The sequence below is a fragment of the Pseudonocardia sp. WMMC193 genome (assembly GCF_021728735.1).
GTDB classification, from domain to species: Bacteria; Actinomycetota; Actinomycetes; order Mycobacteriales; family Pseudonocardiaceae; genus Pseudonocardia; species Pseudonocardia oroxyli.
Map to the genome: position 1 here is coordinate 4,944,095 of NZ_JAKKDO010000003.1, position 26,195 is coordinate 4,970,289.

At 73.2% G+C, this 26,195-nt stretch carries 24 protein-coding genes; 8 read left to right on the top strand and 16 right to left on the bottom strand.

The genetic code is table 11. From position 1 onward, the window contains the following. Positions 1 to 25: 25 nt before the first annotated feature. Both L3X23_RS25490 and L3X23_RS25495 read left to right on the top strand, forming a co-directional pair. Complete coding sequence (locus L3X23_RS25490) at positions 26 to 439, top strand: DUF3151 domain-containing protein (protein WP_093085725.1); 414 nt, start codon at positions 26 to 28, stop codon at positions 437 to 439. 1 nt (position 440) lies between these two features. Beyond that, positions 441 to 1,526 carry an aromatic acid exporter family protein gene (locus L3X23_RS25495; protein WP_237195137.1) on the top strand — a complete coding sequence of 362 codons (1,086 nt, stop codon included), beginning with the start codon at positions 441 to 443 and terminating at the stop codon, positions 1,524 to 1,526. A gap of 69 nt (positions 1,527 to 1,595) precedes the next feature. On the opposite strand, the gene L3X23_RS25500 is transcribed toward L3X23_RS25495, so the two are convergent. Both L3X23_RS25500 and L3X23_RS25505 read right to left on the bottom strand, forming a co-directional pair. Beyond that, positions 1,596 to 2,798, bottom strand: coding sequence for a reverse transcriptase family protein (locus tag L3X23_RS25500; RefSeq protein ID WP_237195138.1), 1,203 nt, complete (start codon positions 2,796 to 2,798; stop codon positions 1,596 to 1,598). 398 nt (positions 2,799 to 3,196) lie between these two features. Beyond that, positions 3,197 to 4,783, bottom strand: a complete 1,587-nt coding sequence (locus L3X23_RS25505; protein ID WP_237195139.1) for an ABC-F family ATP-binding cassette domain-containing protein — start codon at positions 4,781 to 4,783, stop codon at positions 3,197 to 3,199. 399 nt (positions 4,784 to 5,182) lie between these two features. On the opposite strand from L3X23_RS25505, the gene L3X23_RS25510 reads away from it, so the two are divergent. Next, positions 5,183 to 5,857: a 1-acyl-sn-glycerol-3-phosphate acyltransferase gene (locus L3X23_RS25510; protein WP_237198123.1), complete on the top strand. Its 675-nt coding sequence runs from the start codon at positions 5,183 to 5,185 to the stop codon at positions 5,855 to 5,857. A 7-nt stretch (positions 5,858 to 5,864) separates the two neighbouring features. Beyond that, entirely contained in the window at positions 5,865 to 7,112 is a 1,248-nt protein-coding gene (locus L3X23_RS25515; RefSeq protein WP_237195144.1) for an aldolase/citrate lyase family protein, read from the top strand. Between the two features lie 13 nt (positions 7,113 to 7,125). On the opposite strand, the gene L3X23_RS25520 is transcribed toward L3X23_RS25515, so the two are convergent. From L3X23_RS25520 to L3X23_RS25535, 4 genes are all read right to left on the bottom strand, one after another. Beyond that, a complete protein-coding gene (locus L3X23_RS25520) occupies positions 7,126 to 8,490 on the bottom strand; it encodes a nucleobase:cation symporter-2 family protein (RefSeq protein ID WP_237195146.1) in 1,365 nt (454 codons plus the stop codon). Beyond that, on the bottom strand, positions 8,490 to 9,383 hold the full coding sequence (pucL, locus tag L3X23_RS25525) for a factor-independent urate hydroxylase (RefSeq protein WP_237195154.1): 894 nt from the start codon (positions 9,381 to 9,383) through the stop codon (positions 8,490 to 8,492). The genes L3X23_RS25520 and pucL overlap by 1 nt, the downstream gene beginning before the upstream one ends. A gap of 120 nt (positions 9,384 to 9,503) precedes the next feature. Next, positions 9,504 to 10,982: an NCS1 family nucleobase:cation symporter-1 gene (locus L3X23_RS25530; RefSeq protein ID WP_237195155.1), complete on the bottom strand. Its 1,479-nt coding sequence runs from the start codon at positions 10,980 to 10,982 to the stop codon at positions 9,504 to 9,506. 125 nt (positions 10,983 to 11,107) lie between these two features. Further along, positions 11,108 to 11,848: an aspartate/glutamate racemase family protein gene (locus L3X23_RS25535; RefSeq protein WP_237195157.1), complete on the bottom strand. Its 741-nt coding sequence runs from the start codon at positions 11,846 to 11,848 to the stop codon at positions 11,108 to 11,110. Between the two features lie 64 nt (positions 11,849 to 11,912). Between L3X23_RS25535 and uraH the strand changes: the two genes are divergently transcribed. Continuing rightward, positions 11,913 to 12,212, top strand: coding sequence for a hydroxyisourate hydrolase (uraH, locus tag L3X23_RS25540; protein ID WP_237195159.1), 300 nt, complete (start codon positions 11,913 to 11,915; stop codon positions 12,210 to 12,212). Positions 12,213 to 12,293: 81 nt separating this feature from the next. On the opposite strand, the gene L3X23_RS25545 is transcribed toward uraH, so the two are convergent. Beyond that, a complete protein-coding gene (locus tag L3X23_RS25545; protein ID WP_237195161.1) occupies positions 12,294 to 13,148 on the bottom strand; it encodes a phytanoyl-CoA dioxygenase family protein in 855 nt (284 codons plus the stop codon). A 141-nt stretch (positions 13,149 to 13,289) separates the two neighbouring features. Between L3X23_RS25545 and L3X23_RS25550 the strand changes: the two genes are divergently transcribed. Next, complete coding sequence (locus tag L3X23_RS25550) at positions 13,290 to 14,084, top strand: xanthine dehydrogenase family protein subunit M (RefSeq protein ID WP_237195163.1); 795 nt, start codon at positions 13,290 to 13,292, stop codon at positions 14,082 to 14,084. After that, positions 14,081 to 16,759 (top strand): molybdopterin-dependent oxidoreductase, encoded by a 2,679-nt coding sequence (locus L3X23_RS25555; protein ID WP_237195166.1) that lies wholly within the window; start codon positions 14,081 to 14,083, stop codon positions 16,757 to 16,759. Before L3X23_RS25550 ends, L3X23_RS25555 begins: the two co-directional genes overlap by 4 nt. 45 nt (positions 16,760 to 16,804) lie before the next feature. On the opposite strand, the gene alc is transcribed toward L3X23_RS25555, so the two are convergent. The 9 genes from alc to L3X23_RS25600 all read right to left on the bottom strand — a co-directional run bounded on the left by alc (position 16,805) and on the right by L3X23_RS25600 (position 24,811). Then, complete coding sequence (alc, locus tag L3X23_RS25560; protein ID WP_237195168.1) at positions 16,805 to 18,034, bottom strand: allantoicase; 1,230 nt, start codon at positions 18,032 to 18,034, stop codon at positions 16,805 to 16,807. Continuing rightward, positions 18,031 to 19,371: an allantoinase AllB gene (allB, locus tag L3X23_RS25565; protein WP_237195170.1), complete on the bottom strand. Its 1,341-nt coding sequence runs from the start codon at positions 19,369 to 19,371 to the stop codon at positions 18,031 to 18,033. Before allB ends, alc begins: the two co-directional genes overlap by 4 nt. A gap of 13 nt (positions 19,372 to 19,384) precedes the next feature. Further along, a complete protein-coding gene (locus tag L3X23_RS25570) occupies positions 19,385 to 20,197 on the bottom strand; it encodes an urease accessory protein UreD (protein ID WP_237195171.1) in 813 nt (270 codons plus the stop codon). Continuing rightward, the gene (gene ureG, locus L3X23_RS25575; RefSeq protein ID WP_093085558.1) at positions 20,176 to 20,883 is read right to left on the bottom strand and encodes an urease accessory protein UreG; all 708 of its coding nucleotides are present in this window, start codon (positions 20,881 to 20,883) and stop codon (positions 20,176 to 20,178) included. Before ureG ends, L3X23_RS25570 begins: the two co-directional genes overlap by 22 nt. An 11-nt stretch (positions 20,884 to 20,894) precedes the next feature. Next, positions 20,895 to 21,662, bottom strand: coding sequence for an urease accessory protein UreF (locus L3X23_RS25580; RefSeq protein WP_237195174.1), 768 nt, complete (start codon positions 21,660 to 21,662; stop codon positions 20,895 to 20,897). Then, on the bottom strand, positions 21,662 to 23,362 hold the full coding sequence (locus tag L3X23_RS25585) for an urease subunit alpha (RefSeq protein WP_237195175.1): 1,701 nt from the start codon (positions 23,360 to 23,362) through the stop codon (positions 21,662 to 21,664). Before L3X23_RS25585 ends, L3X23_RS25580 begins: the two co-directional genes overlap by 1 nt. Beyond that, a complete protein-coding gene (locus L3X23_RS25590; protein ID WP_237195184.1) occupies positions 23,359 to 23,703 on the bottom strand; it encodes an urease subunit beta in 345 nt (114 codons plus the stop codon). Before L3X23_RS25590 ends, L3X23_RS25585 begins: the two co-directional genes overlap by 4 nt. A gap of 76 nt (positions 23,704 to 23,779) precedes the next feature. Then, positions 23,780 to 24,082, bottom strand: a complete 303-nt coding sequence (locus tag L3X23_RS25595; RefSeq protein WP_093085547.1) for an urease subunit gamma — start codon at positions 24,080 to 24,082, stop codon at positions 23,780 to 23,782. Positions 24,083 to 24,133: 51 nt separating this feature from the next. Next, positions 24,134 to 24,811, bottom strand: a complete 678-nt coding sequence (locus tag L3X23_RS25600; protein ID WP_237195186.1) for a hypothetical protein — start codon at positions 24,809 to 24,811, stop codon at positions 24,134 to 24,136. A gap of 44 nt (positions 24,812 to 24,855) precedes the next feature. Here L3X23_RS25600 and L3X23_RS25605 point away from each other — a divergent pair, with 44 nt between their 5' ends. After that, entirely contained in the window at positions 24,856 to 26,136 is a 1,281-nt protein-coding gene (locus tag L3X23_RS25605; protein WP_237195188.1) for an adenylosuccinate synthase, read from the top strand. Positions 26,137 to 26,195: the final 59 nt, after the last annotated feature.

Below are 26,195 nucleotides of genomic sequence, written 5' to 3' on the forward strand. Positions count from 1 at the left end.
GGGCCGACGAGGCAGGATGGGCGGCATGAGTGTGCACGGCAACCTGCTGGGGCCTGAGCCGACCCGCCTGCCCGTCGACCCCGCCGCGGCGGCCCTCGCCGCGGGCGAGGACCCGGCGGACGTCGCCGCGGCGAACCCCGCGTCCTCGCTCGCCTGGGCCACCCTGGCGGAGAACGCGCTGGCCGAGAAGCACACCGTCGCGGCCTACGCCTACGCCCGCACCGGCTACCACCGCGGGCTGGACCTGCTGCGCCGCAACGGCTGGAAGGGCTTCGGCCCGGTGCCGTGGGCGCACGAGCCCAACCGGGGCGTGCTGCGTGCGCTCGGTGCCCTGTACCGGGCGGCGGAGGCCATCGGGGAGACCGACGAGGTGGAGCGGCTGCGGACGTTCATCACCGAGTCCGACCCGGAGGCCGCGGCCGCCCTGGGCGTCTCCTGAGGTGACGGTCGCGGGCCGGGCCCGGGCCCGGTTGGCGCTGGGCGGTCGCCGCCTGCGCGCGTCCGCGTTGCCGATCGTGCAGTGCGGGCTCGCCGCCGGGCTCGCCTGGTTCGTCGCCGCGGACCTGGTCGGGCACGCCCGGCCCTTCTTCGCCCCGATCGCGGCCGTGATCAGCCTGGGGGTGTCCCTGGGTTCGCGGCTGCGGCGGGCGGGCGAGCTGGTCGTCGGGGTGAGCCTCGGCGTGCTCGTCGGCGACCTGCTCATCTCCTGGATCGGCACCGGGGTCTGGCAGATCGCCCTGGTGGTGATGCTCGCCGTCGCGGCGGCCGTGTTCACCGACGGCGGCACGCTGATCGTCGCCCAGGCCGGTGCGTCCGCGGTGTTGGTCGCGACCCTGCTCCCCCCGGGGGACACCGGCGGGATCGACCGGTGCGTCGACGCGTTGATCGGCGGGACCGTCGGCGTGCTGGTGGTGGCGGTGTTGCCGTCCCACCCGCTCGGGCCGGTGCGCAGGCAGGCACGACACGCGCTCGACGAGCTGTCCGCGGTCCTGTTCGGGATCGCGGACGCGCTGCGGGCCCGGGACGAGCAGGCCGCGAGCGCCGCGTTGTCCCGGGCCCGCGCCTCCCAGCCGATCGTCGACGACCTGCGCGCCGCCGTCCGCTCCGGGCGCGAGGTCACGACCGTCGCCCCCGGCAGGCGCCCGCACCGCGCCGAGCTCACCCGGTTCTCCGAGCTCGCCGAACGGGTGGACTACGCCTTCCGCAACACCCGGGTCCTCGCCCGGCGGGCCCTCGCCGCCCTCCAGGACGACGAACCCGCCGTCGACGCCCTGCCGGACGCCGTCACCCAGCTGGCCACCGCCGTCCGCAGGCTCGCGGACGAGGTGCGCGGCGGGCACCGGGAGCAGGCCCGGGACGCGATCCTCGAGCTGGTGCACGAGGCCCCGATCCTCGCCGAAGCGGGTGACCTGGGGATGTCCGAGCAGGTCATGGTCGCCCAGCTGCGGTCCATCGCGATCGATCTCCTGCAGGCCACGGGCCTGACCCGGCGCGAGGCCGTCGCCGCGCTGCGGGCCGAGTTGTAGCGCGGCTCCGCCGCCCGTGCGTGGGAAGTGGTGCCAGAGCACCACTTCCCACGCACGACCTCGGGTGGCTCAGAAGGCGATGCGGTCGAACAGCTCCCGGAGCCGGGCCCGGCGGGCCGGGCGACCGGCCCCGACCCACGCGATCCGGCCGAGCAGGTGCTCGCGGAAGGCGGGGTGCGCCTCGCGGTTCTGGCCGTCCGGTCCGTGGTGGACGCAGTTGTGGAGCAGCGCGCGCAGGTCGTCGTAGTCCCGGCGGGAGGCGGCGGGGGTGGCGTTGACGACGAGGCCGGTGACCCGCTGGCGGTGGTGCGCGGGCATGATCCGGGTCTTGTCCGGCCGCAGGGTGAAGCCCTCCGCCGCCGCGATCGCCGACACCCGCCCGACCAGCCCGTGCACCGGCAGCTCGTCGCCGGAGAACACCAGGTCGTCCGCGTAGCGCCCGTACCGCGCGCTGACGGCCGCGGCGAGCCCGCTCAACCGCCGGTCCAGCCCGTGGGCCAGCAGGTTCGCCACGGCGGGCGAGCTCGGTGCGCCCTGCGGGAGGTGCGGCAGCGCGAGCCGGTGCCGCCGCGACGACGGGCCGCGCCGCAGCACCGCCCGGGGCGTACCGGTCACGAGCATCCCGGCCAGCACCCGCGCGACGGCGGCGGGGTAGCCCGCCGCGCGCAGCAGGCCCGCGATGCGGGCGGGCCCGATGCGGGTGAAGAAGCCCTCGACGTCCAGCCGTACGACCATGGCGCGGCCCGCGTGCTCGGCGGCCAGGGTGAACGGGGAGCGCCCCCGCACGTAGCCGTGGGCGGCGGGGTGCACCGGGATGCGCCCGAGCACGCGGCGCCCGATCCGGCGCTGCAGCTCGGCCAGCCGCGGCCCGGGCGTCTCGATCAGCCGGTCGCCGCGCCACACCGCCCGGTAGTGGTGCAGCGGCCCCTCCGGGGCCCGGCGCAGCCAGCCGCCGGGGTCGGCGAACCACTCCGGTTCGCCCGCGCGCAGGTCCAGCCCGGCGGCCAGCTCGTCCACACTCGCCCAGCGCGCGACCGGCCACCGCCACACCGGTGCCGGCTCCTCGACGACGATGCGGCGCCCGAGCGCGCCCCGGATCCCCGCCAGCAGCTCGGCGTGGGCGGCCCGCGGCGCCTCGGGCCACTGCTCGACCAGCCGGGCGGCGACTTCGGCCGCCCGTTCCCCGAGGACGTCGCCCAGCGTGTGGGTCAGGGCCCCGAGGCGCCACGGCACCCCGAGCAGCGCCCGCAGCACCGCCTCCGGATCGGTCACCGCGCGGACCCGACGGCCGTGATCCACAGGTGAGGAGGGACCCGGTCGATCTCCGACCGGCCCGCTCCCCGACGGCGGATCATGCGGGTGATGTCGCGGTGCCCGTACGACCTGGGCTCTCGTCCGCCGCGCGCCCACGTCCCCGTGGTGCGGGCCGCCGCGCGCGGGACGCCGTGCGGTGCAGGGATGGTGCACTCCGGGGTTGCCCCGGAGCTGCGAAGGCCGGGCCCGAGGGCCCGACGGTTCGCCGACTCGTCCGAACACCGCGACATCGCCCATACGGTACCGAGCACCCCCGACAGTCCCGCGGTGCACGTTTCGTGCGCGTGGTGCGGTGCGGACCGCGCTCACCGCACACAACCGTCGATCATGCGGCGCTGAGCGCACGAAACGTGCGGTCACGGCGGGCTCAACCGCACCTCCCGCCCCGCCCACCGGCGGCGCAACCACCGGTCGTGGCTGGCCACCACCACGGCGCCGGGGCCGGTGCCCAGGGCCTCCTCGAGCTCGTCGGACAGGCTCGGGGAGAGGTGGTTGGTGGGCTCGTCGAGCAGCAGGAGCTCGGGCGGGTCGGCGATCAGCAGGGCCAGCGCGAGGCGCCGCCGCTGCCCGACGGACAGGTCCCCCACCCGCGTCCCGAGGTCGCGCGGGGCGACCAGGCCGAGCGAGGCGAGGGCCACCGCGTCGGGCCCCAGCGCGGCCGCCCAGGTCTGCGCCACCGTCCGATCAGGACGGTCGAACACCGTGTCCTGGGCGAGCAGCCCCACCGCCGGTGCGCGCCGGCGCCGCACGTCCCCCTCGGCGGCCTGAGCACCGGCCAGCACCGCGAGCAGCGTCGACTTCCCGACGCCGTTGGGTCCGGTCACGAGGATCCGGTCGGTGGCACCGACGTCGAGCCGGTCGACCGCCAGCCGCCCGGGCACCCGCACCGCACGCAGCGACACGAGCGGTCCCTCCGGTGCGGCCCTGGCCAGGGCCGGGGCGCGGAACCGGAGTGGTGCAGGGGGTCTGCGCACCTGGTCGCGCTCCAGGTCCTCGAGCCTGCGGGCGGCGTTGCGGACCCGGCTCGACACCTGCTTCTCGATCCGCTGGCCGCGGCGGCCGTACCCCATCTTGTCGCGATCCGGCATGGGCCGGTCGTGCGGCGCGACCCGGTGCGCGGTGACCCGGACCGAGTGCCGCAGCGCGCGCAGCTCCTCCTGCTCGGCCTCGAACCGCTCCTCCCAGCGCGCCCGCTCCCGCCGCCTGGCCTCCTGGTAGGCGGAGTACCCGCCGCCGTAGCGGGTCGGGCCGTCCAGGGCCGGGTCGAGGTCGACGAGGTCGGTGCAGACCGCGTCGAGGAAGGCGCGGTCGTGGCTCGCCACCACCAGCACCCCGGTCAGGCCGCGCAGCTCGGTCTCGAGGAAGGCGGCGGCGGAGTCGTCGAGGTGGTTGGTGGGCTCGTCGAGCAGCAGGGCGGTGGGCCTGCGGATCAGCAGGGCGGCGAGCGCCAACCGTCCACGTTGGCCTCCCGACAGCGAGCCGACCGGCCGCGAGGGCGCCACGGAGCCCAGGCCCAGGCCGTCGAGGACCAGGCCCGCCCGCCGGTCCGCGTCCCACGCCGCGTGCTCCTCGGCCCACTCGAGCCGCTCGCCGTAGGGCTGCGCGAGCGCGGGGTCCTCCGCCATCGCCTGCGCGAGCCGGTCCAGGTCCGCGAGCGCGGCGCGGGCCTCACGCAGCGCGTCGTCGACCACCCCCGCCACCGTGACCGTCGGCGCGAACGGCAGCTCCTGCTGCAGGAACCCCAGGTCGGACGGCCGCGTCACGGTTCCGCCGTCGGGCCGGTCGGTCCCCGCGAGCAGCCGCAGCAGGGTCGACTTGCCCACGCCGTTCTCGCCGATCAGTCCGATCCGGCGGCCGGGGGCGGCGGTGAGGGAGACCCCGTCGAGCACGCGGCGGTCGCCGAGCGTGCGGACGAGGTCGTGGGCGATCAGGGGAGCAGGCATGCGACACCACCGGGAGGGTCCACGGCGACGCCCGACGGGTGATCCGCGGCCGGGCGGGGACGGTGTCAGTGCCTCATGTCGAGATCCACCCTGCCACGGGGCGCAACCGGATTACGGGCTCACCGCACCCAGTGCGGTGATCGCGAACGTTCGCCGGTCCTCGCGGGCCCGGACGGCCCCTCGCGGCGTTGCCCCCGCACCCCGGTACACCCGGTACAGGCGGCGCGGGGGCGCCTGGCGAGGAACCGCCCGGATCCCGCGAACACCCGGCGAACGTTCGTGGTCACCGCACTAGCGGATCCACAGCCGGCCCGACCCGAGTACGTTTGCCAGCGGTGATCTGGGCGTCACACGCGGTGGGCGACACTGTGTGCTCACGCCTCGGGGAGGAATGAACGCATCATGCAGTTCCTGATCAGGTGGGTCCTGGCGCCGCTCGTCCGGTTCATCTGGCGGCCGCGCGTGGTGGGGGCGGCGCGCGTCCCGACCACCGGCCCGGTGATCTTCGCGGCCAACCACCGGGCCGCGGTGGACACCGCGGTGATCCCCCTGGTCACCCCACGGCCGGTGGCGTTCCTCGGCAAGGCCGAGTACTTCACCTCGCGCACCCTCAAGGGGCGCCTGGTGGCGCGCTTCCTCACCGCGCTCGGCTACGTCCCGGTCGACCGGGGGAACGCGAAGGCGGGGCTCGCGGCACTCGACGCGGGCCGCACGGTCCTGCGCGCGGGCGGTGCCTTCGGCATCTACCCCGAGGGCACGCGCTCGCTCGACGGGCGGCTGCACCGCGGGCACACCGGGGTCGCGTCGCTGGCGCTCTCGACCGGGGCCGTCGTGGTGCCGGTGGCCCTGCTGGGCACGGAGAAGGTCCAGCCGGTCGGCCGCCGGATCCCGCGCGTCGCACCCGTCGAGGTCCGGTTCGGCGAGCCGTTGGACTTCTCCCGCTACGACGGGCTGGAGGGCTCGGCCGCCATCCGCCGCGCCGTCACCGACGAGGTGATGGACGCCATCGCCGAGCTGTCCGGGCAGGTCTACGTGGACCGCTACCACCAGCGGCCGGGGACGCAAGCCGCATAATGCGGCCATGACCGATCTCGCGGACTCCCTGGCCGATGCTCTCGACGTCGAGCTGGCCGCGGCGGACGCTGAGGTCGCGGCGCTGCATCCCGGCGACCCGGGGACCCGCCAGCCCGTGCACACCGTCTACGTGCCCGCGGACCGGTTCTCGCGCGGGATCGTCACGGACTGGGGCACCCGGGCGCTCGAGGTGTTCGACGCGGCCGCCGGGGACCTCCCCGCGATCTGGGACGCCCCGGCGGACCTGCGGGGACGGGTGCGGGACAAGCTCGCGACGGAGCCCATCGAGGATCTGCGCATCGACTTCGAGGACGGCTACGGCACCCGCTCCGACGCCGAGGAGGGCGCCGAGATCGTCCGGGCCGCGGAGGAGCTGACGGCCGCGGTGGCGGCGGGCGCGGCGCCGCCCTTCACCGGCATCCGGTTCCGGAGCTTCGAGGCGGCGACCCGGCGGCGCGGGGTCCGGACGCTCGTCGGGTTCGTCGGGGAGCTCTGCGCGCGGGGCGGCGTGCCCGCCGGGTTCGTCGTGACCCTGCCGAAGGTCACCGCGCTCGCGCAGGTCACGGCGCTGGTCGCGACGTGCGAGTCGCTGGAGGCGGAGTTCGGGTTGCCCGCGGGCACGCTCCGGTTCGAGATCCAGGTGGAGACGCCGCAGTCCGTCATCGGCCCCGACGGCGCCTCCCCGTTGCCGCGCATGATCGCCGAGGGTGCGGGTCGCTGCACCGGCCTGCACTACGGCACCTACGACTACTCTGCCTCGCTCGGGATCGCCGCGGAGTACCAGAGCATGGAGCACCCGGTCGCCGACCACGCCAAGGCGGTGATGCAGGTGGCCGCCGCGGGCACCGGCGTCCGGCTGTCCGACGGGTCCACCAACGTGCTGCCGGTCGGGGACCCGGAGCAGGTGCGGGCCGCCTGGGCGCTGCACGGCCGTCTGGTGCGCCGCTCCCTCGAACGCGGCTTCTACCAGGGTTGGGACCTGCACCCGGCGCAGCTGCCGAGCCGGTTCGTGGCGAACTTCGCGTTCTTCCAGGGCTCCGCCGAGTCTGCCGCCGCCCGGCTGCGCGCCTACCGCGAGCGCTCCGAGAGCGGCTTCATGGACGAGCCCGCCACAGCGACCGCGCTGTCGGGTTTCCTGCTCCGCGGCGTCGATTGCGGCGCGCTGGACGACGAGTGGGTGCAGAAGGCGACCGGCGCGGACGCCCACGAACTGGCCCGGCTCGCCCGTCGCCCCGCCCTCGGCCCCCATCGCTGAGCCACTCACGGGGTCAGCGGTCGGGTGTCGGCTCCTCGGTCTTGGTGAAGTGGTTGAACGCGAGGTTCAGCAGGACCGCGACGATGGCCGTGGCGCTGATGCCGGACTCCACGATCTGGTGCAGCCACGTGGGCAGGTGGGTGTAGACCTCGGGCACCGTGATCGGGATCAGGCCCACGCCGATGGCCGTGGCCACGATCAGGATGTTCGAGTTCGTGAACTCCACCTTGGACAGGGTCCGGATGCCCGCCGCCGCGACGGAGCCGAACAGCACGATCCCGGCCCCGCCGAGCACCGGCTGCGGGATCGCGTTCATCACCCGGCCGAGCACCGGCAGCAGGCCGAGCACCACCAGGATCGCGCCCCCCGCGGCGACCACGAACCGCGACTTGATGCCGGTGATCGCCACCATGCCGACGTTCTGCGCGAAGGCGGAGATCGGCATGCCGTTGAACACCGGCGACACCGTGGTGGCGGCCATGTCCGCGCGCAGGCCCGCCGCGATCCGCTTCTTGTCGACGTCGGTGTCGAGGATCTCCCCGACGGCCAGCAGGTCCGCCGTCGTCTCGGCCATGATCACCAGGATCACGATGGTCATGGACACGATCACGCCGATGGAGAACAGCGGCCACCCGAAGTGGAAGGGCTGGGGCAGCGCGAAGATCGGCCCGTTCGCCACGGCGCCCCAGTTCACCCGGCCCATGAGCGTGGCGACGAGCGTGCCGACCACCAGGCCGAGCATCACGGCGAGCCGCGACACCAGCCCGCGCCCGAACCGCGCGATGGCGAGCGTGACCACCAGGGTGAGGAAGCCGAGCAGCAACGACGTGCCGGAGGCGTAGTTCGGGTTCGGCTGCCCGCCGATCATCTGGTTCCCGCGGATCCAGCGCAACGCGACCGGGAACAGCGACAGCCCGATGATCGTGATGACGCAGCCGGTGACCACGGGCGGGAAGAACCGCACCAGGCTCGCGAAGACCGGGGCGATCACGAACCCGATGAGCCCCGCCACCAACACGGCCCCGAAGATCGTGGCCATCCGCGCGGCCGGGTCCCCGATGCCCTCGTTCGTCGCGACCGCGGTCATGGTGCCGACCGCGGCGAACGACACGCCCTGCACCAGCGGCAGCTGCGACCCGACGTAGGGCAGCCCGAGGGACTGCAGCAGGGTGCCGAGCCCGGACACGAACAGGGCGGCGGTGACCAGCAGCGCCTGGTCCGCGGGCGAGAGCCCGGCCGCCGACGCGATGATGATCGGCGGCGACACGACGCCGGCGTACATCGCGAGGATGTGCTGCAGTCCGAAGAAGAAGGCCTTGCCGACGGGGACCTTCTCGTCCTCGGGCCGGACCGTCGTCGTCTCGTCGGTGTCCGTCATCAGATGAAGCCCTTCACGCCTTCCCACACCCCTTCGGCGGGCGGCGCCTCCTCCCGGACGACGGACGCCTCGATCAGTCCGTACGGGCGGTCGGCGGCGTACCAGACCTCGTTCGGGTTCTCGAGTCCCCACTTCGAGAGGTCGACGAGGAAGTGGTGCTTGTTGGGCATCGAGAAGCGGATCTCCGCCACCTCGGGATGGGCCTCCAGGGCGGCCTCGCCCATCGCGTAGAGCGTCTGCTGCAGCGACAGCGAGTGGGTGAGCGCGAACTTGTCCAGCAGGATCTGCCGGATGGACGTGAAGGACTTGTCCCAGTCCACGTCGGTGCCGATGTAGCGCCACCGGGCGCTGACCGCCGTCGCGAGGATGCGGTCGTCGGTCTCGACGAGAGAGGTGTACGGCACGTCCGGGAAGCCGTGGAACTCCGAGCCCGTGCTCTTGAGCACGACGAGCCCGGACAGCCCGGAGATCACCGTCTCGGACTCCCCGTGTTTGGTCACCACGCAGGTGCGCACCTCCGTGCCGGTGCGGGAGAACGCGTGGTCGTGCGGGCCCTCGGAGGTGGTGATCCGTTCCCAGTGGTCGAGGTTGACCTCCTGCCGCGCCCCCGTGACGTAGTCGAAGCCGTCGACGAAGTACCGGGCCATGAGCAGGCCGAACGTCTCGGGCGTGCCGACGCCGTGCTGCTTGGCCAGCGCGTAGACGGTGTTCTTCTGCGTGTCGGTGGCGATGACCTTGTCGTTCGCCCCGGTGTGGAACGTCTCGGCGAAGTCGCCGATGAGTTGGCTCGTCACCGTGACGTCGGTGATCTGGTGCACCGGCGTGGAGCGGTCCACGTGCACCATGTGGCACTCCGCTTTGCCGTACTGGTTGTAGCCGAGCGCGATGCCCATGTGTTCTCCGAGAGCTCGAACGAAGGTGGGGACGACCAGGGTCCCCACGCAGTGTTACGCGCGGGTCAGCCCCCGTGTCCGGTTCGGTGAACCGGACACGGGGGCCGCCGGATGCGCCGGTCAGGCGGCCGCGGTGGTGGTGCGGCGGCTGCGCGAGACCACCCAGTGCAGCACGAAGGCGATGATCGCGCCGATGAACCAGCTGAACGCCGCCGCGGTGGACGAGCCGAACAGCACCACGGCCATGGCCAGGATCGCGCCCACCGCCGTCGCGATGATCGCGACGGGGTTGTAGCCCTTGCTGTAGTGGTAGGTCCCGTCCGCCTTGAGGGTGTACAGGTCGTCGACGACGACCTTGCCCTTCTTGATCAGGTAGTAGTCCGCGATGAGCACGCCGTAGAGCGGGCCGATGAAGGCGCCGAGGGTGTCCAGGGTGTAGTGGATGACCTCGGGGCTCGAGTACAGGTTCCACGGCGTGATCAGCACGGACCCGACGGCGGCGATCATGCCGCCCATCCGCCAGCTGATCTTCTGCGGGTTGACGTTGGAGAAGTCGAAGGCGGGCGAGACGAAGTTCGCGACGATGTTGATGCCGATCGTGGCGATCATGAAGGTCAGCGCGCCGAGGACGACGGCGAACGTGCTGTCCAGCTCCGCGACCGTCTCGACCGGGTCGGTGATCAGCCGGCCGAACACCGGCAGGGTGGCGGCGGCGGTGATGACCACGAGCAGCGCGAACACGATGAAGTTGATCGGCAGGCCGAGGAAGTTGCCCTTCTTCACGTCCTTGAACGTGCGCCCGTAGCGGGCGAAGTCGCCGTAGTTCAGCATCGGGCCGGAGAAGTAGGACACGATGAGCGCGATCGCCGTGATCATCACGCCGACGGACTGCCAGCCGGAGAGGTTGACCTCGGAGAGGTTCAGGTCGATGTTGCTCCAGCCCGCCTCGATCACGAGGTAGCCCGCGAGCAGGAACATCACGACGTAGACGGCGGGTCCGCAGAAGTCGATGAACCGGCGGATGGCCTCCATACCGCGCCAGAAGACCGCGGCCTGCAGCACCCACATCGCGAGGAAGCAGATCCAGCCCAGCGCGGACAGCCCGGCGAACCCGCTGTCATGCTCGGCCATCGGTGCCAGCCCGGGCCACAGCTTCAGCGCCACGATGACCAGCGAGTGCGACGCCAGGTAGGTCTGGATGCCGTACCAGGCGACCGCGATCAGGCCGCGGATGATCGCCGGGATGTTGGCGCCCAGCACGCCGAAGGAGACCCGCGAGATGACCGGGTACGGGGTGCCCGTGGCCTGCGAGGGCCGCGCGACGAGGTTGCAGAGGTAGTAGACGATCGTGATGCCGATCAGCAGCGCGACGAGGACCTGCCACGCCGCGAGGCCGAGCGCGAACAGCGACCCGGCGGTGACGTACCCGCCGACGCTGTGGACGTCGGACATCCAGAAGGCGAAGAAGTTGTACGAGGTCCAGCTCTGCTTCTTGAGCGGGGCGAGGTCCTCGTTGGTGAGGCGCTCGTCGTATCCGGGCTTGATCTCACCCGGTGTCCCACTCGTCGCGACCGGGGTCGCCTCCACCGATTCCGCCATTACACCCTCCGTCGTCTCACCCGACCGTGCGATGACGGTAAGTCCTGGTGAGAGGGGTCGTCCGGGTGATCGGCAGTATTCACGAGTTCGTCCCCGGCGTTAAGCGGAACTCAACATATATGCACTCACCGGATCTGGAACTCCGAGAGCATTCCGGTGTAGGCCTTGGTGGGCGGCGGCGCGAACTCGCCGCGGTCGCCGGTGCGCAGGCCGAGCGCGACGAGCGACTCGACCGTGCGGACCGCCGCGGCCACGCCGTCCACCACGGGGACCCCGACCGCGGCCGAGATGTGCGCGCAGAGGTCCGCCATGCCCGCGCAGCCGAGGACGACGGCGTCCGACCCGTCCTCGGCGACCGCCCGCCTGCACTCCTCGGTGATCCGGTCCCGGGCCGCCGGGTCGGTCTCGAGCTCGAGGACGGGGATCTCGCAGGCCCGGATCCCACGGCAGGAGCGGGCGGCGCCGTAGTGCTCGGCGAGGTCCTGGGCCCGGCCGATCGTGCGGCCCAGCGTGGTCACTACGGAGAACCCTCTGCCCAGGTAGGAGGCGGTGCGCATGGCCGCCTCCGCGATCCCGACGACGGGTCCGCGGGCGAGCTCGCGGGCGGCGTCGAGCCCGGGGTCGCCGAAGCAGGCGATCACGTAGCCGTCGGACCCCGCGCGCTCGCCCGCCGCGATCTCGGCGAGCATCCCGGGCACCGACAGCGCCTCGTCGTAGTGGCTCTCGATCGAGGCGGGCCCCATCGCCGGGGTCACCGCGCGCACGGTGGTGCCAGGGCTCGCGACGGCGGCCGCGGCCTTGCCGATGGTCGCGGTCATCGACTCGGTCGTGTTGGGGTTGATCACCGTGAGGAGCACGTCGTCCACGCTAGTTCCTCGTCAAGCGACGTTACGGGCCGGTGAACCGGGGATCCGTGCGATGCTCCCGCGCATGGCAGGCATCAGTACCCACGTCCTGGACGCGGCGTTGGGGCGCCCGGCGGAAGGCATCGCGGTCCTCCTCACCGACCCCGACGGCGAGACCTTCACCGGGGTCACGGACGCGGACGGCCGGGTCGGCGACCTCTACACCGGCGCCCTGCGCCCGGGCACGTACACGCTGGTCTTCGCGGTCGCGGGCGAGTTCTACCCGGAGATCACGGTCGCCTTCACCGCGGACCCGGAGCGTGGGCACTACCACGTGCCGCTGCTCCTGAGCCCGTACGGCTACACGACCTACCGCGGCTCCTGACCTGCGACTCCGTCGCTCGTGAGTGGTAAGTGGTGCTCTGGCACCACTTACCACTCACAGGCGCCGAAGGCGCGGGTCGGGTCACCGGGCTGCGTTCTTGACGAACCCGGTCTCGGTCTGCCGGAACGACGGGTCGCCGCCCTGCCAGCCGCCGCGGACGTGGCGCCGGATGGTGGCGTCGTCCGTCGCGCGGGCGGCGGAGTGCCAGAGGAAGGCGTCGTGCAGGATCACGTCGCCGCGCTCGGCGTAGACCGGGAGCTCGCCGCGGACCTTCTCGAAGCCCAACGGCATCGGGAAGGGCGGCGGGGTGTCGGTGTAGCCGCGGGCGGCGGGCGCGCCCTCGGGGACGACCGCGCCGTTCACGTTCTCGTACGGGCTCGGCGTGGCCCACAGGTGGCTGCCGGGGACCACGCGCAGGAACCCGTTGGCTGGGCTGGTGCCGTCGACGTGGATCGTGAACGCGGTGCCGGGCCAGATGTCCAGGTGCGGCACGGCCTGCCAGTCCGCGTGCCAGCCGATCCGGCTGTAGCCGGACTCCCGGCCGGGGCGTGCGTCCTGGTAGACCACGCCGTTCACGCTCGGCCAGAAGTCCGGGCCGAGCAGGTCGCCGAGCAGGGCGCGCAGCGCGGGCAGGGCCAGCGCGGTCCCGATCGAGGGGGCCAGCTCCTCCACGTGCTCGACGTAGTTCACGAACCGCTCGGCCTTGTCCTCGGAGTCGAGGTACTTGGTCGAGCCGTGCCGCCCGGCGAGCGCCCCGGAGAGCACGCCGCGCTGGGCGAGGACGCACTCGGCCTCGATGGTCTCCAGCAGGTCGGTCGGGATCAGGTCGCGCAGCACCACGAAGCCCCAGCGGCGGTAGAACTCGGCCGCCGCAGGCAGGTCGTCCGGGGTGTGCACGCCCAGGTCGGTGAACGCGGCGAGGTCGAGGGTCTCCACGGGGGCCTCCAGAGTTGAACCAAGTGGTTCACTCAGCATAGCGGGGCCCTGTGGGAATCCGTCGTTACGTTCACATGACGGGCATTGCCGGGGGGTGCGGCGGCACGATCTGCTCAGGACCGTCCCCCCGAGGAGAGGTGCATGGATCTGAACACGGTCAACGGTTACCGCCGCGCCCGCACCCGGGCCGACCTGGCCCTGGGGCCGGGTGAGCGGATCCTCGGCGGGGGGACCTGGCTCTACTCCGAGCCGCAGCTCGACACGACCGGGCTCGTGGACCTGACGACGATGGGCTGGGCGCCGCTCACCCGCACCGACGAGGGCCTGTCCATCGCCGCGACCTGCACGATCGCCGAGCTCCTGGCCCACCCGGACCGGCCGCCACTCGCCGTGGAGTGTGCGAACGCGCTGCTCGCGAGCAGCGCGATCTGGACCGTCGCCACCGTGGGCGGGAACGTCTGCCGGGCCTTCGCCGCCGCCGGGATGGTGGCGCTGTGCGCGGCGCTCGACGGCGTCGCGCTGGTGTGGGCGCCCTCGGGCGGCGGACCTCACGACTACCGCATCCCGGTGGCGGAGCTCGCGACCGGCAACGGCACCACCTCGCTCGCGCCCGGCGAGGTGCTGCGCGCCCTGGAGATCCCGGCCCGGGCGCTCGCGGCCCGCACCGCGTTCCGCAAGATCGCGCTCGCCGAGCTCGGCCGCTCCGGTGCCGTGCTCACCGGCCGGGTCGACCCGGGCGGCGAGGCGGTCTTCGTGATCACCGCGGCCACCGCCTCCCCGACCGTGCTGCGGTACCCGGCGCTGCCCGGCGCGGCCGCGCTGCGGGCGGACGTCGACGCGGCCGTCGGCTACTACACCGACCCGCTCGGCTCCGCGGACTGGCGCCGCCAGGTCAGCGGGGTGCTGCTCGAGGAGATCCGGCAGGAGCTGGCGTGAAGTTCTCGATCAACGGTGTCGCCGGGTCCGGCGAGCCGCAGCCCGGCCAGTGCCTGCGCACCTTCCTGCGCGACCAGGAGCACTTCGAGGTGAAGAAGGGCTGCGACGCGGGCGACTGCGGCGCCTGCTCCGTGCTGGTCGACGGGGCGCTGGTCCGCTCCTGCCTCTACCCCGCGGTCCGCGCGGACGGCGCCGAGATCACCACGGTCTCCGGGCTCGGGACGCCCGAGGACCTGCACCCGATGCAACAGGCCTTCGTGGACCACTTCGGGTTCCAGTGTGGATTCTGCACGGCCGGCATGATCGTCGCCGCGTCCACGCTGGACTCCACGGACGACCTCCCGCGCCGGATGAAGGGCAACCTCTGTCGCTGCACGGGCTACCGGTCCGTCCGGCAGGCGATCGAGGCGGGGGTGCGCGGGGACCCGCCGCGGCCTGCGCCCGGGTGCGGCGTCGGCGACTCGCCGAACCCGCCCGCCGCGCGACGCGTGGTGACCGGGACCGAGCCCTACACGTTCGACCTCGCCGTCCCGGGCTCCCTGCACCTGCGCGTGCTCGCCGCGCCACACGCGCACGCCCGCATCCGGTCGATCGACACGTCCGCCGCCGAGGCGGTGCCGGGCGTCGTCCTGGTGCTGACGCACGAGAACACGCCGCAGGAGCGCTACTCCACCGGCCGGCACGAGCACCGCGAGGACGATCCCGACGACACCCGCATGCTGGACGACGTCGTCCGCCACGTGGGACAGCGGGTCGCCGCCGTCGTCGCCGAGTCGGTGGCGGCGGCCGAGGCGGGGTGTCGCGCGCTCGTCGTCGACTACGAGGTGCTGCCCGCCGTGGTCGATCCCGAGGAGGCCCGGCGCCCCGGCGCGCCGCTGCTCCACCCGGACCGGACGCCCGCGGACCGGGTCGACGAGGCCGGGCGCAACGTGGTGCTGGCGGTCCACGGTGGACACGGCGGAGACGTCGACGCGGCGCTGGCGGCCTCGGCGCACACGGTGTCCGGGACGTGGCGCACCTCCCGGGTCTCGCACGCGCAGCTGGAGACGCACGGCGCGATCGGGTGGCTGGAGGACGACGGCAGGCTCGTCCTGCGCGCGAGCACGCAGGTCCCCTTCCTCACCAGGCTCGAGCTCGCCCGGCTGTTCGGGCTCCCCGAGGACCGGGTGCGGGTCCACACCGCCCGGGTCGGCGGCGGCTTCGGCGGCAAGCAGGAGATCTTCGCCGAGGACCTGGTGGGGTGGGCGGTGTTGCGGACCGGGCGCCCCGTGTCCTACGAGCTGTCGCGCACCGACGAGTTCCAGCGCACCTCGGTGCGGCACCCGATGCGCGTCGGCGTCACGCTCGGGTCCACGGCGGACGGTGTGCTGACCGCGATGAAGGTCGACGTCCTGTCCGACACCGGCGCCTACGGCAACCACTCCCGCGGGGTGCTGTTCCATGCGATCGCGGAGTCGGTGAGCGTGTACCGCTGCCCGGTCAAGCACGTCGACGCCGAGGTCGTCTACACGAACACGGTGCCGTCGGGCGCCTTCCGCGGCTACGGCCTGGGCCAGGTGATCCTGGGCGTGGAGTCCGCCATGGACGAGCTCGCGATCGAGCTGGGGCTGGACCCCTTCGAGCTGCGCAGGCGGAACGTCGTGCGGGACGGCGACCCGCTGCTCGTCGCCCAGCACGCCGAACCGGAGCCGGACCTGGTGTGGGGCAGCTACGGCCTCGACCAGTGCCTCGACCTGGCGGAGGAGGCTCTGGCCAGGGGCAACGGGGTGGAGCCGCCGCCCGGGTGGCGGGTCGGTGAGGGCATGGCGCTCGCGCTGATCACCACGGTGCCGCCCTTCGGGCACGTCGCGCACGCCGCGATCCACCTGGAGCCGGACGGCACCTACCGCGTCGACGTCGGCACCGTCGAGTTCGGCAACGGCTCGCAGACCGTCTTCACCCAGATCGTCGCGTCCACGCTGCACACCACCGTGGACCGGATCGTGCTCCGCGTCGCGGACACCGACGCTGTCGCGTACGACACGGGGGCCTTCGCCTCGGCCGGGACCGCCGTGGCGGGCAAGGCGCTGCACGGCGCGGCCCTGGATCTCCGCGCCCAGATCCTGTCGCGGGTGGACGGAGTCCTGGAGCGGGACGGTGTGCGCACCGCGGCCGGGCTCGTCCCGTTCGCCGAGATCGGGCCCCTCACCGGGACCGGGGCCGAGTTCGGGGAGCAGCGGTCGCTGTCGTCGAACGTGCACGCCGTCCGGGTCGCGGTGCGCCCGGAGACCGGCGAGGTGCGGATCCTGCAGTCCGTGCACGCCGCGGACGCGGGGACCGTGATGAACCCCGAGCAGTGCCGCGGCCAGGTCGAAGGCGGGGTGGCACAGGGGATCGGGTCGGCGCTGTACGAGGAGGTGCTGATCGGGGAGCACGGCGAGGTGCTGAACCCGGTGTTCCGCACCTACCGCGTGCCGCAGATGGCGGACATCCCCGACACCGAGGTCTACTTCGCGACGACCAGCGACGCGCTCGGCCCCTACGGCGCCAAGAGCATGAGCGAGTCCCCGTACAACCCGGTCGCCCCGGCGATCGGCAACGCCATCCGCAGGGCGCTGGGAGCACGCCCCTACGAACAACCCTTCAGCCGCGACCGCGTGTGGCGCCTGACCCAACCCCGCATTATGGAACCATAACGTCGTTTTCGGGCCCCGAAACGGCCGTTATGGTTCCATGATGCGTCAGAGGCGGCGGGGGGCGAACGCGTCGAGGAGCTCCTGGGCCCACCGGCTCGTCGGGTTGCCCGCGGCGGCCAGGGCGCCGCGGATCAGGGCCGGGTCCAGGTTCGCACCGGTCAGCGCGTCCCGCAGGTGCATGGGCGGCAGCGCGTCCAGCCAGGCGGCCGCCTTGCGCTCCACCTCGGACTCCAGCAGCTCGCCGTTCGCCCGCAGCCGGGCGAACCCGCCGTCCGGGAAGATGTCGATCTTCAGGTGGGTGACGACGCCCGCGCCCTGCCCGATCTGGAAGCGGTGCGGGGTGTCCGGGCGGACGACCCGGCGATGGACGAGCGGGGTCCACAGGCGGGCGGCCAGGGCCTCGGCCGGGACGTCCCCCTCGATGCGGGCACCGGAGATCTGCACCTGGCCGGGCGCGTTGCCGACGAAGTGGCTGGTGTCGAACTCGATGTCGCGCAGCCTGCTCGCACCGGCGAGCTTCACGATCACCCAGTCGTTGCCGGAGTCGCGGCGCCGCGCGGTCTCCCAGCCCTCGCCCATGTTCCGCGCCGGGCCGGGGAGCAGCAGGTTCGCGGGCGAGGAGAAGAACATGTCCGAGCAGCTCATCACGAGCCCGCCGCGGTCCTGCGCCGCCAGGTCGACGGTGCCGTGCAGCAGCCGCGGGTCCACCACCGCCTCGCCGTGGACCCGGAACCGCGCGACGCCGCCGTCGGGGTAGATGGTGAGCCGGACGTGGGTCCAGCGGTGGGAGGACTGGACGTCGTAGACGTTGGCGCGGTCGCCCTTGGCGGGCGAGCGGGGGACGATCGTCTCCCACTCGGCCGCGGCCAGCTCGGCCTCGCCGGGGTAGTCCTCCAGCGCGGTGGCCTCGACCGAGATCTCCGGCGGGTAGTTCCCGCGGAAGTACGAGGTGTCGACGACGACGCCGTGCACGATCCCCGGGATCCCCAGGCGGACGATCGCGTGGTCGCTGCCGGGCTCGCGGCGCCGGCGGGTCTCCCAGCCGTCGTAGACCTTGCCGCGGTAGCCGAACTCGGTCCGGGGCTGCACCGGCCCGGGCATGACCAGAGCGGCGCGGTCGGCGAAGAAGTCGTCGTTGGCGGCGACCACGGCGCCGCCGAGGCGGCGGGCCGCGAGGTCCGGCAGCCGGACGAAGTCGGCGTCCATGTCCGGGCCGTCGAGCCGGGCCGCGTCTCCCGTCCGAGAGCGGGTGGGGCGGGTGGTGGGCCGGGTCATCGGTCTCCTCGTCGCAGCAGCGTGCCGGCCGGTGGGCCGGCGACGTCAATCCTGGCCCCCCGCAGCCAGGTCTGTCGGACCACCCCCGAGAGCGCGCGGCCGTCGTAGGGGGTGACGGGGTTGCGGTGGGCGAGCCGCTGGGCGTCGACCACGAACGCGGCGTCCGGGGCGAAGACGCAGAAGTCCGCGTCGTTGCCCAGCGCGATGGAGCCCTTGTGCGCCACGCCCGCCAGCCGGGCGGGACCGGTCGCCATCCACTCCACGACGTCGCTCAGGTCGTGGCCCCGGGTGCGCGCCCCGGACCACACGGCGGACAGCCCCACCTGCAGCGACGCGATGCCGCCCCAGGCGGTGCCGAAGTCCCCGGTGTCGAGGTGCTTGAGCTCGGCGGTGCAGGGCGAGTGGTCGGAGACGACGATGTCGATCGTCTTGTCGCCCAACCCGTCCCAGAGCAGCTCGCGGTTCTCGGCCTCGCGGATCGGCGGGCAGCACTTGAACTGCGTGGCGCCGTCCGGGACCTCCTCGGCGTTGAAGGTGAGGTAGTGCGGGCAGGTCTCGACGGTGACCCGCACCCCGTCCCGGCGCGCACTCGCCAGCATGGGCAGGGCGTCGGAGCTGGACAGGTGCAGCACGTGCACCCGCGCGCCGGTCCAGCGGGCGCGTTCCAACAGCCAGGCGATGGCCAGGTTCTCGGCGCCGCGCGGGCGGGAGTCCAGGAAGTTCTGGTACAGCTCGCCGTGCGGGGTCTGGGCGCGGTCGATCGCGGCCGAGTCCTCGGCGTGCACGATCAGCTGCGAGCCCATGGCGGCGATGCGCTCGAGCACGCCCTCCAGGTCCTCCGGCGGGAGCGGCTGGAACTCGTCCACACCGGAGTGCAGCAGGAAGCACTTGAAGCCGAACACGCCGGCGTCGTGCAGGCCGCGGAGCTCGTCGGCGTTGCCGGGCACCGCCCCGCCCCAGAAACCGACGTCCACATGGGACTGCGTCTCGGCCGCCTTGCGCTTGACCTCCAGGGCCGCGACGTCGATCGTCGGCGGGATCGAGTTCAGCGGCATGTCGATGATCGTGGTGACCCCGCCCAGGGCCGCCGCCGCCGTGGCGGACGCGAAGCCCTCCCACTCGGTGCGCCCCGGCTCGTTCACGTGCACGTGGGTGTCGACGAGGCCGGGCAGCAGCACCTCGTCGTCCGCCAGCTCGACCACGGTGTCCGCGGTCAGGTCGAACTCCAGGGGCTCGATCGCCACGATGGCACCGTCCCGGACCCCGACGGCGCGGCTCACCTCGCCGAACGCGGTGATCACCCGGCGGGCGCGGATGACGAGGTCGAGTTCGGTCACGGTGTCTCCTCCGTCACGGTGCCTCCTCCGTCGTGGAGCGAACGGCGTTCTCGCTCATACCCAGTGAGCGAAGGGTCCGTTCGCTCGACGACTCCGCCCAGCCCGGATGGGCGGCGACGGCCTGGGCGAGGGCGCGCTGCGTGCTCACCGCGTCCGGCCCGACGGCGGTGGCGAGACTCCCGCGGCGGGCCAGCGGGGTCAAGGCCCAGGACTCCCCGGTCGCGGCCTCGCCGTCGGCGCCCCAGAGCAGGACCTCGGTCCCGAGCACCCGGTTCCCGGCGAGCACGGCGCTCGACGCCTGGAGCGCGGGATCGCCGAACTCCTGCGTCTGGTGCAGGACGGGACACGAGCCGAGGCCGGTCGCGACGCGGGTGGTGCCCCGGTACCGGCCGGGCTGCTCGCCCGCCCGGCCACCGACCAGGATCTCGCGCAGGCGGACCCGCGCGGTCTCGTGGAGCTCGGTGTGGAGCAGGGTGTGGTGGTCCGCGCGGGCGGTGACCACGGTGGGCTCGGGGAGGTACTGCAGGGTCGCGCCCTCGTCGAGGGTGACGCGCACGGTCAGGCTGCTGGTCCCGGCGAGCGCGACGGCCGCGGCCACCCCGGTGAGCACCAGCTCGGCCGCCGGTCCGACGTGGACGGCCAGCTCGACGTCGTCCCCACCCAGGGGGGTGGCCGCCGAGCCCACCAGGTGCACGGTCGCGGCGGGATCGAGCGTGGCGGCGGTCCCGCGCCGGGGGACGAGCGAGAGCGGGGACTGCGACCGCAGTTCGCGCACGACGCTGCGGTCCCCCACCCGCTCGACGGTCAGGAGCGCGCGGGCACGCACGCCAGCTGCTCCAACACCCAGGCGCCGACCTCGGTCGCGGCCGGGTCCTCCACGAGGGACTGGGTGATCACCGGCAGCGCGCCGCGGATGCGCGTCGCGTCGCCGGTCATGACGTCCATGTTCGCGCCGACGAGCGGCGCGAGGTCGGTCTTGTTGATCACCAGCAGGTCGGCCGTGGTGACCCCGGGGCCGCCCTTGCGGGGCACCTTGTCCCCGCCCGCGACGTCCACCACGAAGATCTGCGCGTCCACGAGGCCGCGGGAGAACACCGCGGTGAGGTTGTCGCCACCGGACTCGACGAGCACCAGCTCCAGGTCCCCGAAGCGCTCCTCCAGGGTCTCGATCGCGTCCAGGTTCGCGGTGATGTCGTCCCGGATCGCGGTGTGCGGGCAGCAGCCGGTCTGCACGGCCTCGACCCGCTCCGGGGGCAGGACGGCGTTGCGGCGCAGGAAGTCCGCGTCCTCGGTGGTGTAGATGTCGTTCGTCACCACGGCCAGCCGGACGCGCTCGCCGAGGCTGCGGGCCAGGGCCGCGACCAGGGCCGTCTTCCCGGAGCCGACGGGCCCGCCGATGCCGATCCGGACCGCGCGCCCACTCGCCGGCGTGGCCTCGTGGTGGTCGTGGTCGGTCTCGGTGGGGTCGAAGGAGATCAGGTGGCCGTGGCCGTGCCCGTGGTCGTCGCTCATGGTCGGTCCTTTCAGGAGGCGAACAGCCGCAGCCTGCCGCGGTGCGCGACGTGGGCCTGGGCCAGCAGGTCGAGCACCGGGGCGCCGGGTGCGGGGAGGTCCTCGGTGACGGCGGTGTGGACGGCGGTCTCGACGACGGCGGCGAGCGCGGGGTCCAGGTGGATCAGGACGGCGTTGACGGCGAAGGGATCGAGGCCGAGCAGCCGCACCGCCGCCGACGCCGGGCCGGAGACCGCCAGGTAGGCGACGCAGCGGGCCGCCTCCTCGGGCGGCTCGCTCGCGATCCCGCACACCGCCCCGACCAGCAGCGCGTGGTGGGGGCGGGGGCCCAGCTCGTCGTACACGGGGGAGGGCCAGGCGGCGCGCACGGCCCGCAGGGTCCCGCGGCCCTGGGCCCGGGAGGCCTCGCGCTGCGCCTGCGAGGGCGTGCGTGCGTCGAACTCCGCGTCGAGTGCGGCCCAGGCTCGTGACGCTTGGGCCGCCCAAGCACCGGCCACTGACGCTTGGGCCGCCCAAGCACCGGCCGGCGACGCTTGGGCGTCCCGAGCGTCAGTGTCGGTGCCCCGAGCGTTCACGCCGCGAGCGGCGAGGCGTGCGGCCGCGGCCGCGAAGGCGGCGGCGACCAGGCCCGCGGTGCGGAGGCGGCCGAGCAGGAAGCCCCGCAGCGTCTCCACGTCCTGCACCAGGCCCCGCGCCACCGCCTCCTCCACCCCACCGGAGTGGACGTGGCCGCCGCCCGGGAAGCGGGCGTCGGCGAGGACGAGCGAGGTCAGGCCCATCAGAACAGGAAGTAGCGCTGGGCCATGGGCAGCTCGGACACCGGGGCGGGCTCGACCACCGAGCCGTCGATCCGCACCTCGAAGCTGTCCGGGTCGACCTTCACCTCGGGCGTCGCGTCGTTGAGCAGCATCGACGACTTGGTGATCGAGCGGGTGTCGTCGCAGGCCACCGCCCCCTTCGCCAGACCCTCGCCGAACCCGGACTCCAGTGCGATCGGCGCCACGAAGTTCAGCGACGTCGCGCTCGCCACCAGCGGCGCCGCGCCGAACTGGGGGCGGGCGAACACCGGCTGCGGGGTGGGGATGGAGGCGTTCGCGTCCCCCATCTGGGACCAGGCGATGAACCCGCCCTTGAGCACCACGTCCGGCCGCACGCCGAAGAACTTGGGCTCCCAGAGCACCAGGTCCGCGAGCTTGCCCACCTCGACCGACCCGATCTGCGAGGCCATGCCGTGCGCCAGCGCCGGGTTGATCGTGTACTTCGCGACGTACCGCTGCGCGCGCAGGTTGTCCGCCGGACCGTCCAGCGCGCCGCGCGCCGCCTTCATGACGTGCGCGGTCTGCCAGGTCCGGATGATCACCTCGCCGATCCGGCCCATGGCCTGGCTGTCCGAGCTCATCATCGAGATGGCGCCGAGGTCGTGGAGGACGTCCTCGGCGGCGATCGTCGTCGGCCGGATGCGGCTCTCCGCGAAGGCCAGGTCCTCGGGCACCGACGCGTTGAGATGGTGGCAGACCATCAGCATGTCGAGGTGCTCGTCGAGGGTGTTGACGGTGTGCGGGCGCGTCGGGTTGGTCGACGACGGCAGCACGTTGGCCTGCGAGACGACCTCGATGATGTCCGGCGCGTGCCCGCCCCCTGCGCCCTCGGTGTGGAACGCGTTGATGGAGCGCCCCGCGATCGCCTCGAGCGTGGACTGCAGGAAGCCCGCCTCGTTCAGCGTGTCCGTGTGGATCGCGGCCTGGACGCCGGACTCCTCGCAGACCCGCAGGCAGGCGTCGATCGCGGCGGGGGTGGTGCCCCAGTCCTCGTGCAGCTTGAAGCCGCCCGCGCCCGCGCGCAGCTGCTCCCACAGGGCGTCCGCGGACACGGTGTTGCCCTTGCCCATGAGCAGGACGTTGATCGGCAGGTGGTCCAGCGCCTGGAACATCCGCGCGAGGTTGCGGGGGCCGGGGGTGACGGTCGTGGCCTTGGTGCCCTCGGCCGGTCCCGTGCCGCCGCCGCCGAGCGTGGTCAGGCCCGCGGCGAGGGCCGTGTCGACCAGCCCGGGGGTGATGAAGTGGACGTGGACGTCGATGCCGCCCGCGGTGAGGATCTTGCCGTTGCCGGAGATGATCTCCGTCGACGGCCCGATCGGGAAGTCCACCCCGTCCATCGTGTCGGGGTTGCCCGCCTTGCCGATGCCGGTGATGCGCCCGTCCGTGACCGCGACGTCCGCCTTGACGATCCCCCAGTGGTCGAGGATCACCGCGCCGGTGATCACCAGGTCCGGGGCGCCCTCCGCCGAGGTGACCAGGGACTGGCCCATGGACTCGCGGATGACCTTGCCGCCGCCGAACATCACCTCGTCTCCGGAGGCGGGCCCGCGGGACAGGTCGTCGGTGACCTCGATGAGCAGGTCCGTGTCGGCCAGCCGGATCCGGTCACCGGTCGTCGGGCCGAAGAGGTCCGCGTAGCGGCCGCGCTCGATGCTGGTCACTCGCTGCTCCGATCCAGGTCGCCCGCCCACTCCGGGCGCAGGCCCGGGACGCGCCGTGCGCCGGCCAGCGGCACGAGCACGATCTCCTTCTCGACGCCCGGTTCGAACCGCACCGACGTCCCCGCCGGGATGTCGAGGTGGGTGCCCCGGGCGGCCTCGCGGTCGAACGCCAGGCCGGGGTTGACCGCGGCGAAGTGGAAGTGCGAACCGACCTGCACGGGCCGGTCGCCGGTGTTCGTGACGACGAGGGTGGTGCGCTCGCGCCCGGGGTTCAGCTCGACGGGCTCGGTGCCCGGGATGATCTGTCCCGGCGCCCAGCCGGAGCTCCGCCGCCCGCTCATCGCCGCCTCCTCGCCGGCGCTCGTCGCCCGCAGTCGCGACCGCGCCGTGTCTGTCGGTTCGCTCGCATGCGCTCGCTCACGCGATCGGGGAGTGCACGGTGACGAGCTTCGTGCCGTCCGGGAACGTGGCCTCGACCTGCACCGAGTCGATCATCTCGGGGATGCCGTCGAGCACCTGCTCGCGGGTGAGGACCGTCCGGCCGGACTGCATCAGCTCGACGACGGAGCGCCCGTCCCGCGCACCCTCCACGACGTGATCGGTGATCAACGCCACGGCCTCGGGGTAGTTCAGGCGCAGGCCGCGGGACTGGCGGGCGCGGGCCACGTCCGCGGCGACGTGGATGAGCAGCTTGTCCCGCTCCTGAGGGCTCAGGTGCATGGCGACAGTTCTACGGCGCTCATGTTTCGCCCCCGTTTCGGGGCGCGTATATCAACGCGGGCTCCCGGGCCGCACGAACAGCCAGTCCGCCGTGTGCCGGTACCAGGTCCAGCGCGGCACCGGACGGGGGTGCGGCACGCCCTCCACCTCGACGAACGCCTCCACGCAGCCGATCTGCAGGGCTCGCCCGGTCGCCGCGCGCACCCGCCTGCCGGGCAGGGCGGACACGCCGTCGGGCCCCGGGACGGCGACCAACCGCCGGGTCCGCCCGCGCAGGACCAGCGTGTCGTCGCAGTACGCCTCGCCCTCCAGGTCGCGGACCACGCCGCGGCCGACGAGCACGCCGCCGGCGTCGTCCCGGATGAGCGGGGTGGGCTGCGCGGGTGCGTCGAGGGCGAGGCCCGCGGCGTCCCGCGGGAGGTTCCAGGCCATCGCCACCGCCGAGCGCCGGGTGGCGGGGACGAAGGCGACCTCGACGTCGAGCCGGTCCCGCCGCAACAACCTGACCAGCACGGCGGCCAGGTCCGCGTCGCTGCCGTGCACGATGACCCGCCGGGGTTCGCGCTCCTTCAGTACCGGGTCGACGTCCCCCTTCCCGGGCCGTGCGGGCAGCGACACGGCGGGGACGTGCACGAGCGCGGCCGGTAGCCGATTACCCTGGAACGGGAAACGGCGCGCGGGCCTGTCGGCACAGGTCAGCAGCACCAGTTCCTGATCGATCGTAGCCACCTGATCGGTTACCCTCCCGCCGCAAGCCAGGACTGGAGTCTCACATGCCGGCGATCGTGCTGATCGGTGCCCAGTGGGGCGACGAGGGCAAGGGCAAGGCGACGGACCTGCTCGGCGGGTCCGTGCAGTGGGTCGTGCGCTACCAGGGCGGCAACAACGCCGGCCACACGGTGGTGCTGCCCGACGGCCAGGACTTCGCCCTGCACCTCATCCCGAGCGGCATCCTCACCCCGGGGGCCAAGAACGTCATCGGCAACGGCGTGGTGGTCGACCCCGGCGTGCTGCTGACCGAGCTCGAGGGCCTCGAGAAGCGGGACGTGGACACCACGGGCCTGCTGATCAGCGCGGATGCACACTTGATCATGCCCTACCACGTGGCCATCGACAAGGTCACCGAGCGCTTCCTGGGCAAGTCCAAGATCGGCACCACCGGTCGCGGCATCGGCCCGGCCTACCAGGACAAGGTCGCGCGCGTCGGCGTCCGGGTGGCGGACGTGCTCGACGAGAAGATCCTGCACCAGAAGGTGGAGGCGGCCCTGGACTTCAAGAACCAGGTGCTGGTCAAGGTCTTCAACCGGCGGGCGATGGACCCGGCCGAGGTCGTCGACGGCGTGCTCGCGCAGGCCGAGGGCTTCAAGCACCGCATCGCGGACACCCGGCTGCTGCTGAACCAGGCCCTCGAGGCGGGCGACACGATCCTGCTCGAGGGCTCCCAGGGCACCCTGCTGGACGTCGACCACGGCACCTACCCCTTCGTGACCAGCTCGAACCCGACCGCCGGCGGCGCCGCGGTGGGCTCCGGCATCGGGCCGAACAAGATCGACCGGGTCATCGGCATCCTGAAGGCGTACACGACCCGCGTCGGCTCGGGCCCGTTCCCGACCGAGCTGTTCGACGCGTCCGGCGAGTACCTGCGCAAGACGGGCGGCGAGGTGGGCGTCACCACCGGCCGCCCGCGGCGCTGCGGCTGGTTCGACGCCGTCATCGGCCGGTACGCCCAGCGCGTCAACGGCATCACGGACTTCTTCCTCACCAAGCTGGACGTGCTGTCCTCGCTGGAGCGCGTGCCGGTGTGCGTGGCGTACGAGGTCGACGGCAAGCGGGTGGACGACATGCCGATGACCCAGACGGACGTCCACCACGCCGTCCCGGTCTACGAGGAGCTCCCGGGCTGGTTCGAGGACATCTCGCACGTCCGGACGTTCGAGGACCTGCCGGCGAACGCCCAGGCCTACGTCCACCGCATCGAGGAGCTGACGGGCGCCCCCGTCAGCGCGATCGGTGTCGGCCCGGGCCGGGACCAGACCATCACCCGCGAGGTCTGACCGCGTCCTCACGCGAGTCCCGCATCAGGGGCCGCGGGTCGTCGACCTCCGGCCTCGCG

Coding starts and splice junctions, on each gene's coding strand:
- L3X23_RS25490 (WP_093085725.1), top strand. CDS start 26: ATGAGTGTGCACGGCAACCTGCTGGGGCCTGAGCCGACCCGCCTGCCC.
- L3X23_RS25505 (WP_237195139.1), bottom strand. CDS start 4,783: ATGCCTGCTCCCCTGATCGCCCACGACCTCGTCCGCACGCTCGGCGAC.
- L3X23_RS25515 (WP_237195144.1), top strand. CDS start 5,865: ATGACCGATCTCGCGGACTCCCTGGCCGATGCTCTCGACGTCGAGCTG.
- L3X23_RS25520 (WP_237195146.1), bottom strand. CDS start 8,490: ATGACGGACACCGACGAGACGACGACGGTCCGGCCCGAGGACGAGAAG.
- pucL (WP_237195154.1), bottom strand. CDS start 9,383: ATGGGCATCGCGCTCGGCTACAACCAGTACGGCAAAGCGGAGTGCCAC.
- L3X23_RS25530 (WP_237195155.1), bottom strand. CDS start 10,982: ATGGCGGAATCGGTGGAGGCGACCCCGGTCGCGACGAGTGGGACACCG.
- uraH (WP_237195159.1), top strand. CDS start 11,913: ATGGCAGGCATCAGTACCCACGTCCTGGACGCGGCGTTGGGGCGCCCG.
- L3X23_RS25550 (WP_237195163.1), top strand. CDS start 13,290: ATGGATCTGAACACGGTCAACGGTTACCGCCGCGCCCGCACCCGGGCC.
- alc (WP_237195168.1), bottom strand. CDS start 18,034: ATGACCCGGCCCACCACCCGCCCCACCCGCTCTCGGACGGGAGACGCG.
- ureG (WP_093085558.1), bottom strand. CDS start 20,883: ATGAGCGACGACCACGGGCACGGCCACGGCCACCTGATCTCCTTCGAC.
- L3X23_RS25580 (WP_237195174.1), bottom strand. CDS start 21,662: ATGGGCCTGACCTCGCTCGTCCTCGCCGACGCCCGCTTCCCGGGCGGC.
- L3X23_RS25590 (WP_237195184.1), bottom strand. CDS start 23,703: ATGAGCGGGCGGCGGAGCTCCGGCTGGGCGCCGGGACAGATCATCCCG.
- L3X23_RS25595 (WP_093085547.1), bottom strand. CDS start 24,082: ATGCACCTGAGCCCTCAGGAGCGGGACAAGCTGCTCATCCACGTCGCC.
- L3X23_RS25605 (WP_237195188.1), top strand. CDS start 24,856: ATGCCGGCGATCGTGCTGATCGGTGCCCAGTGGGGCGACGAGGGCAAG.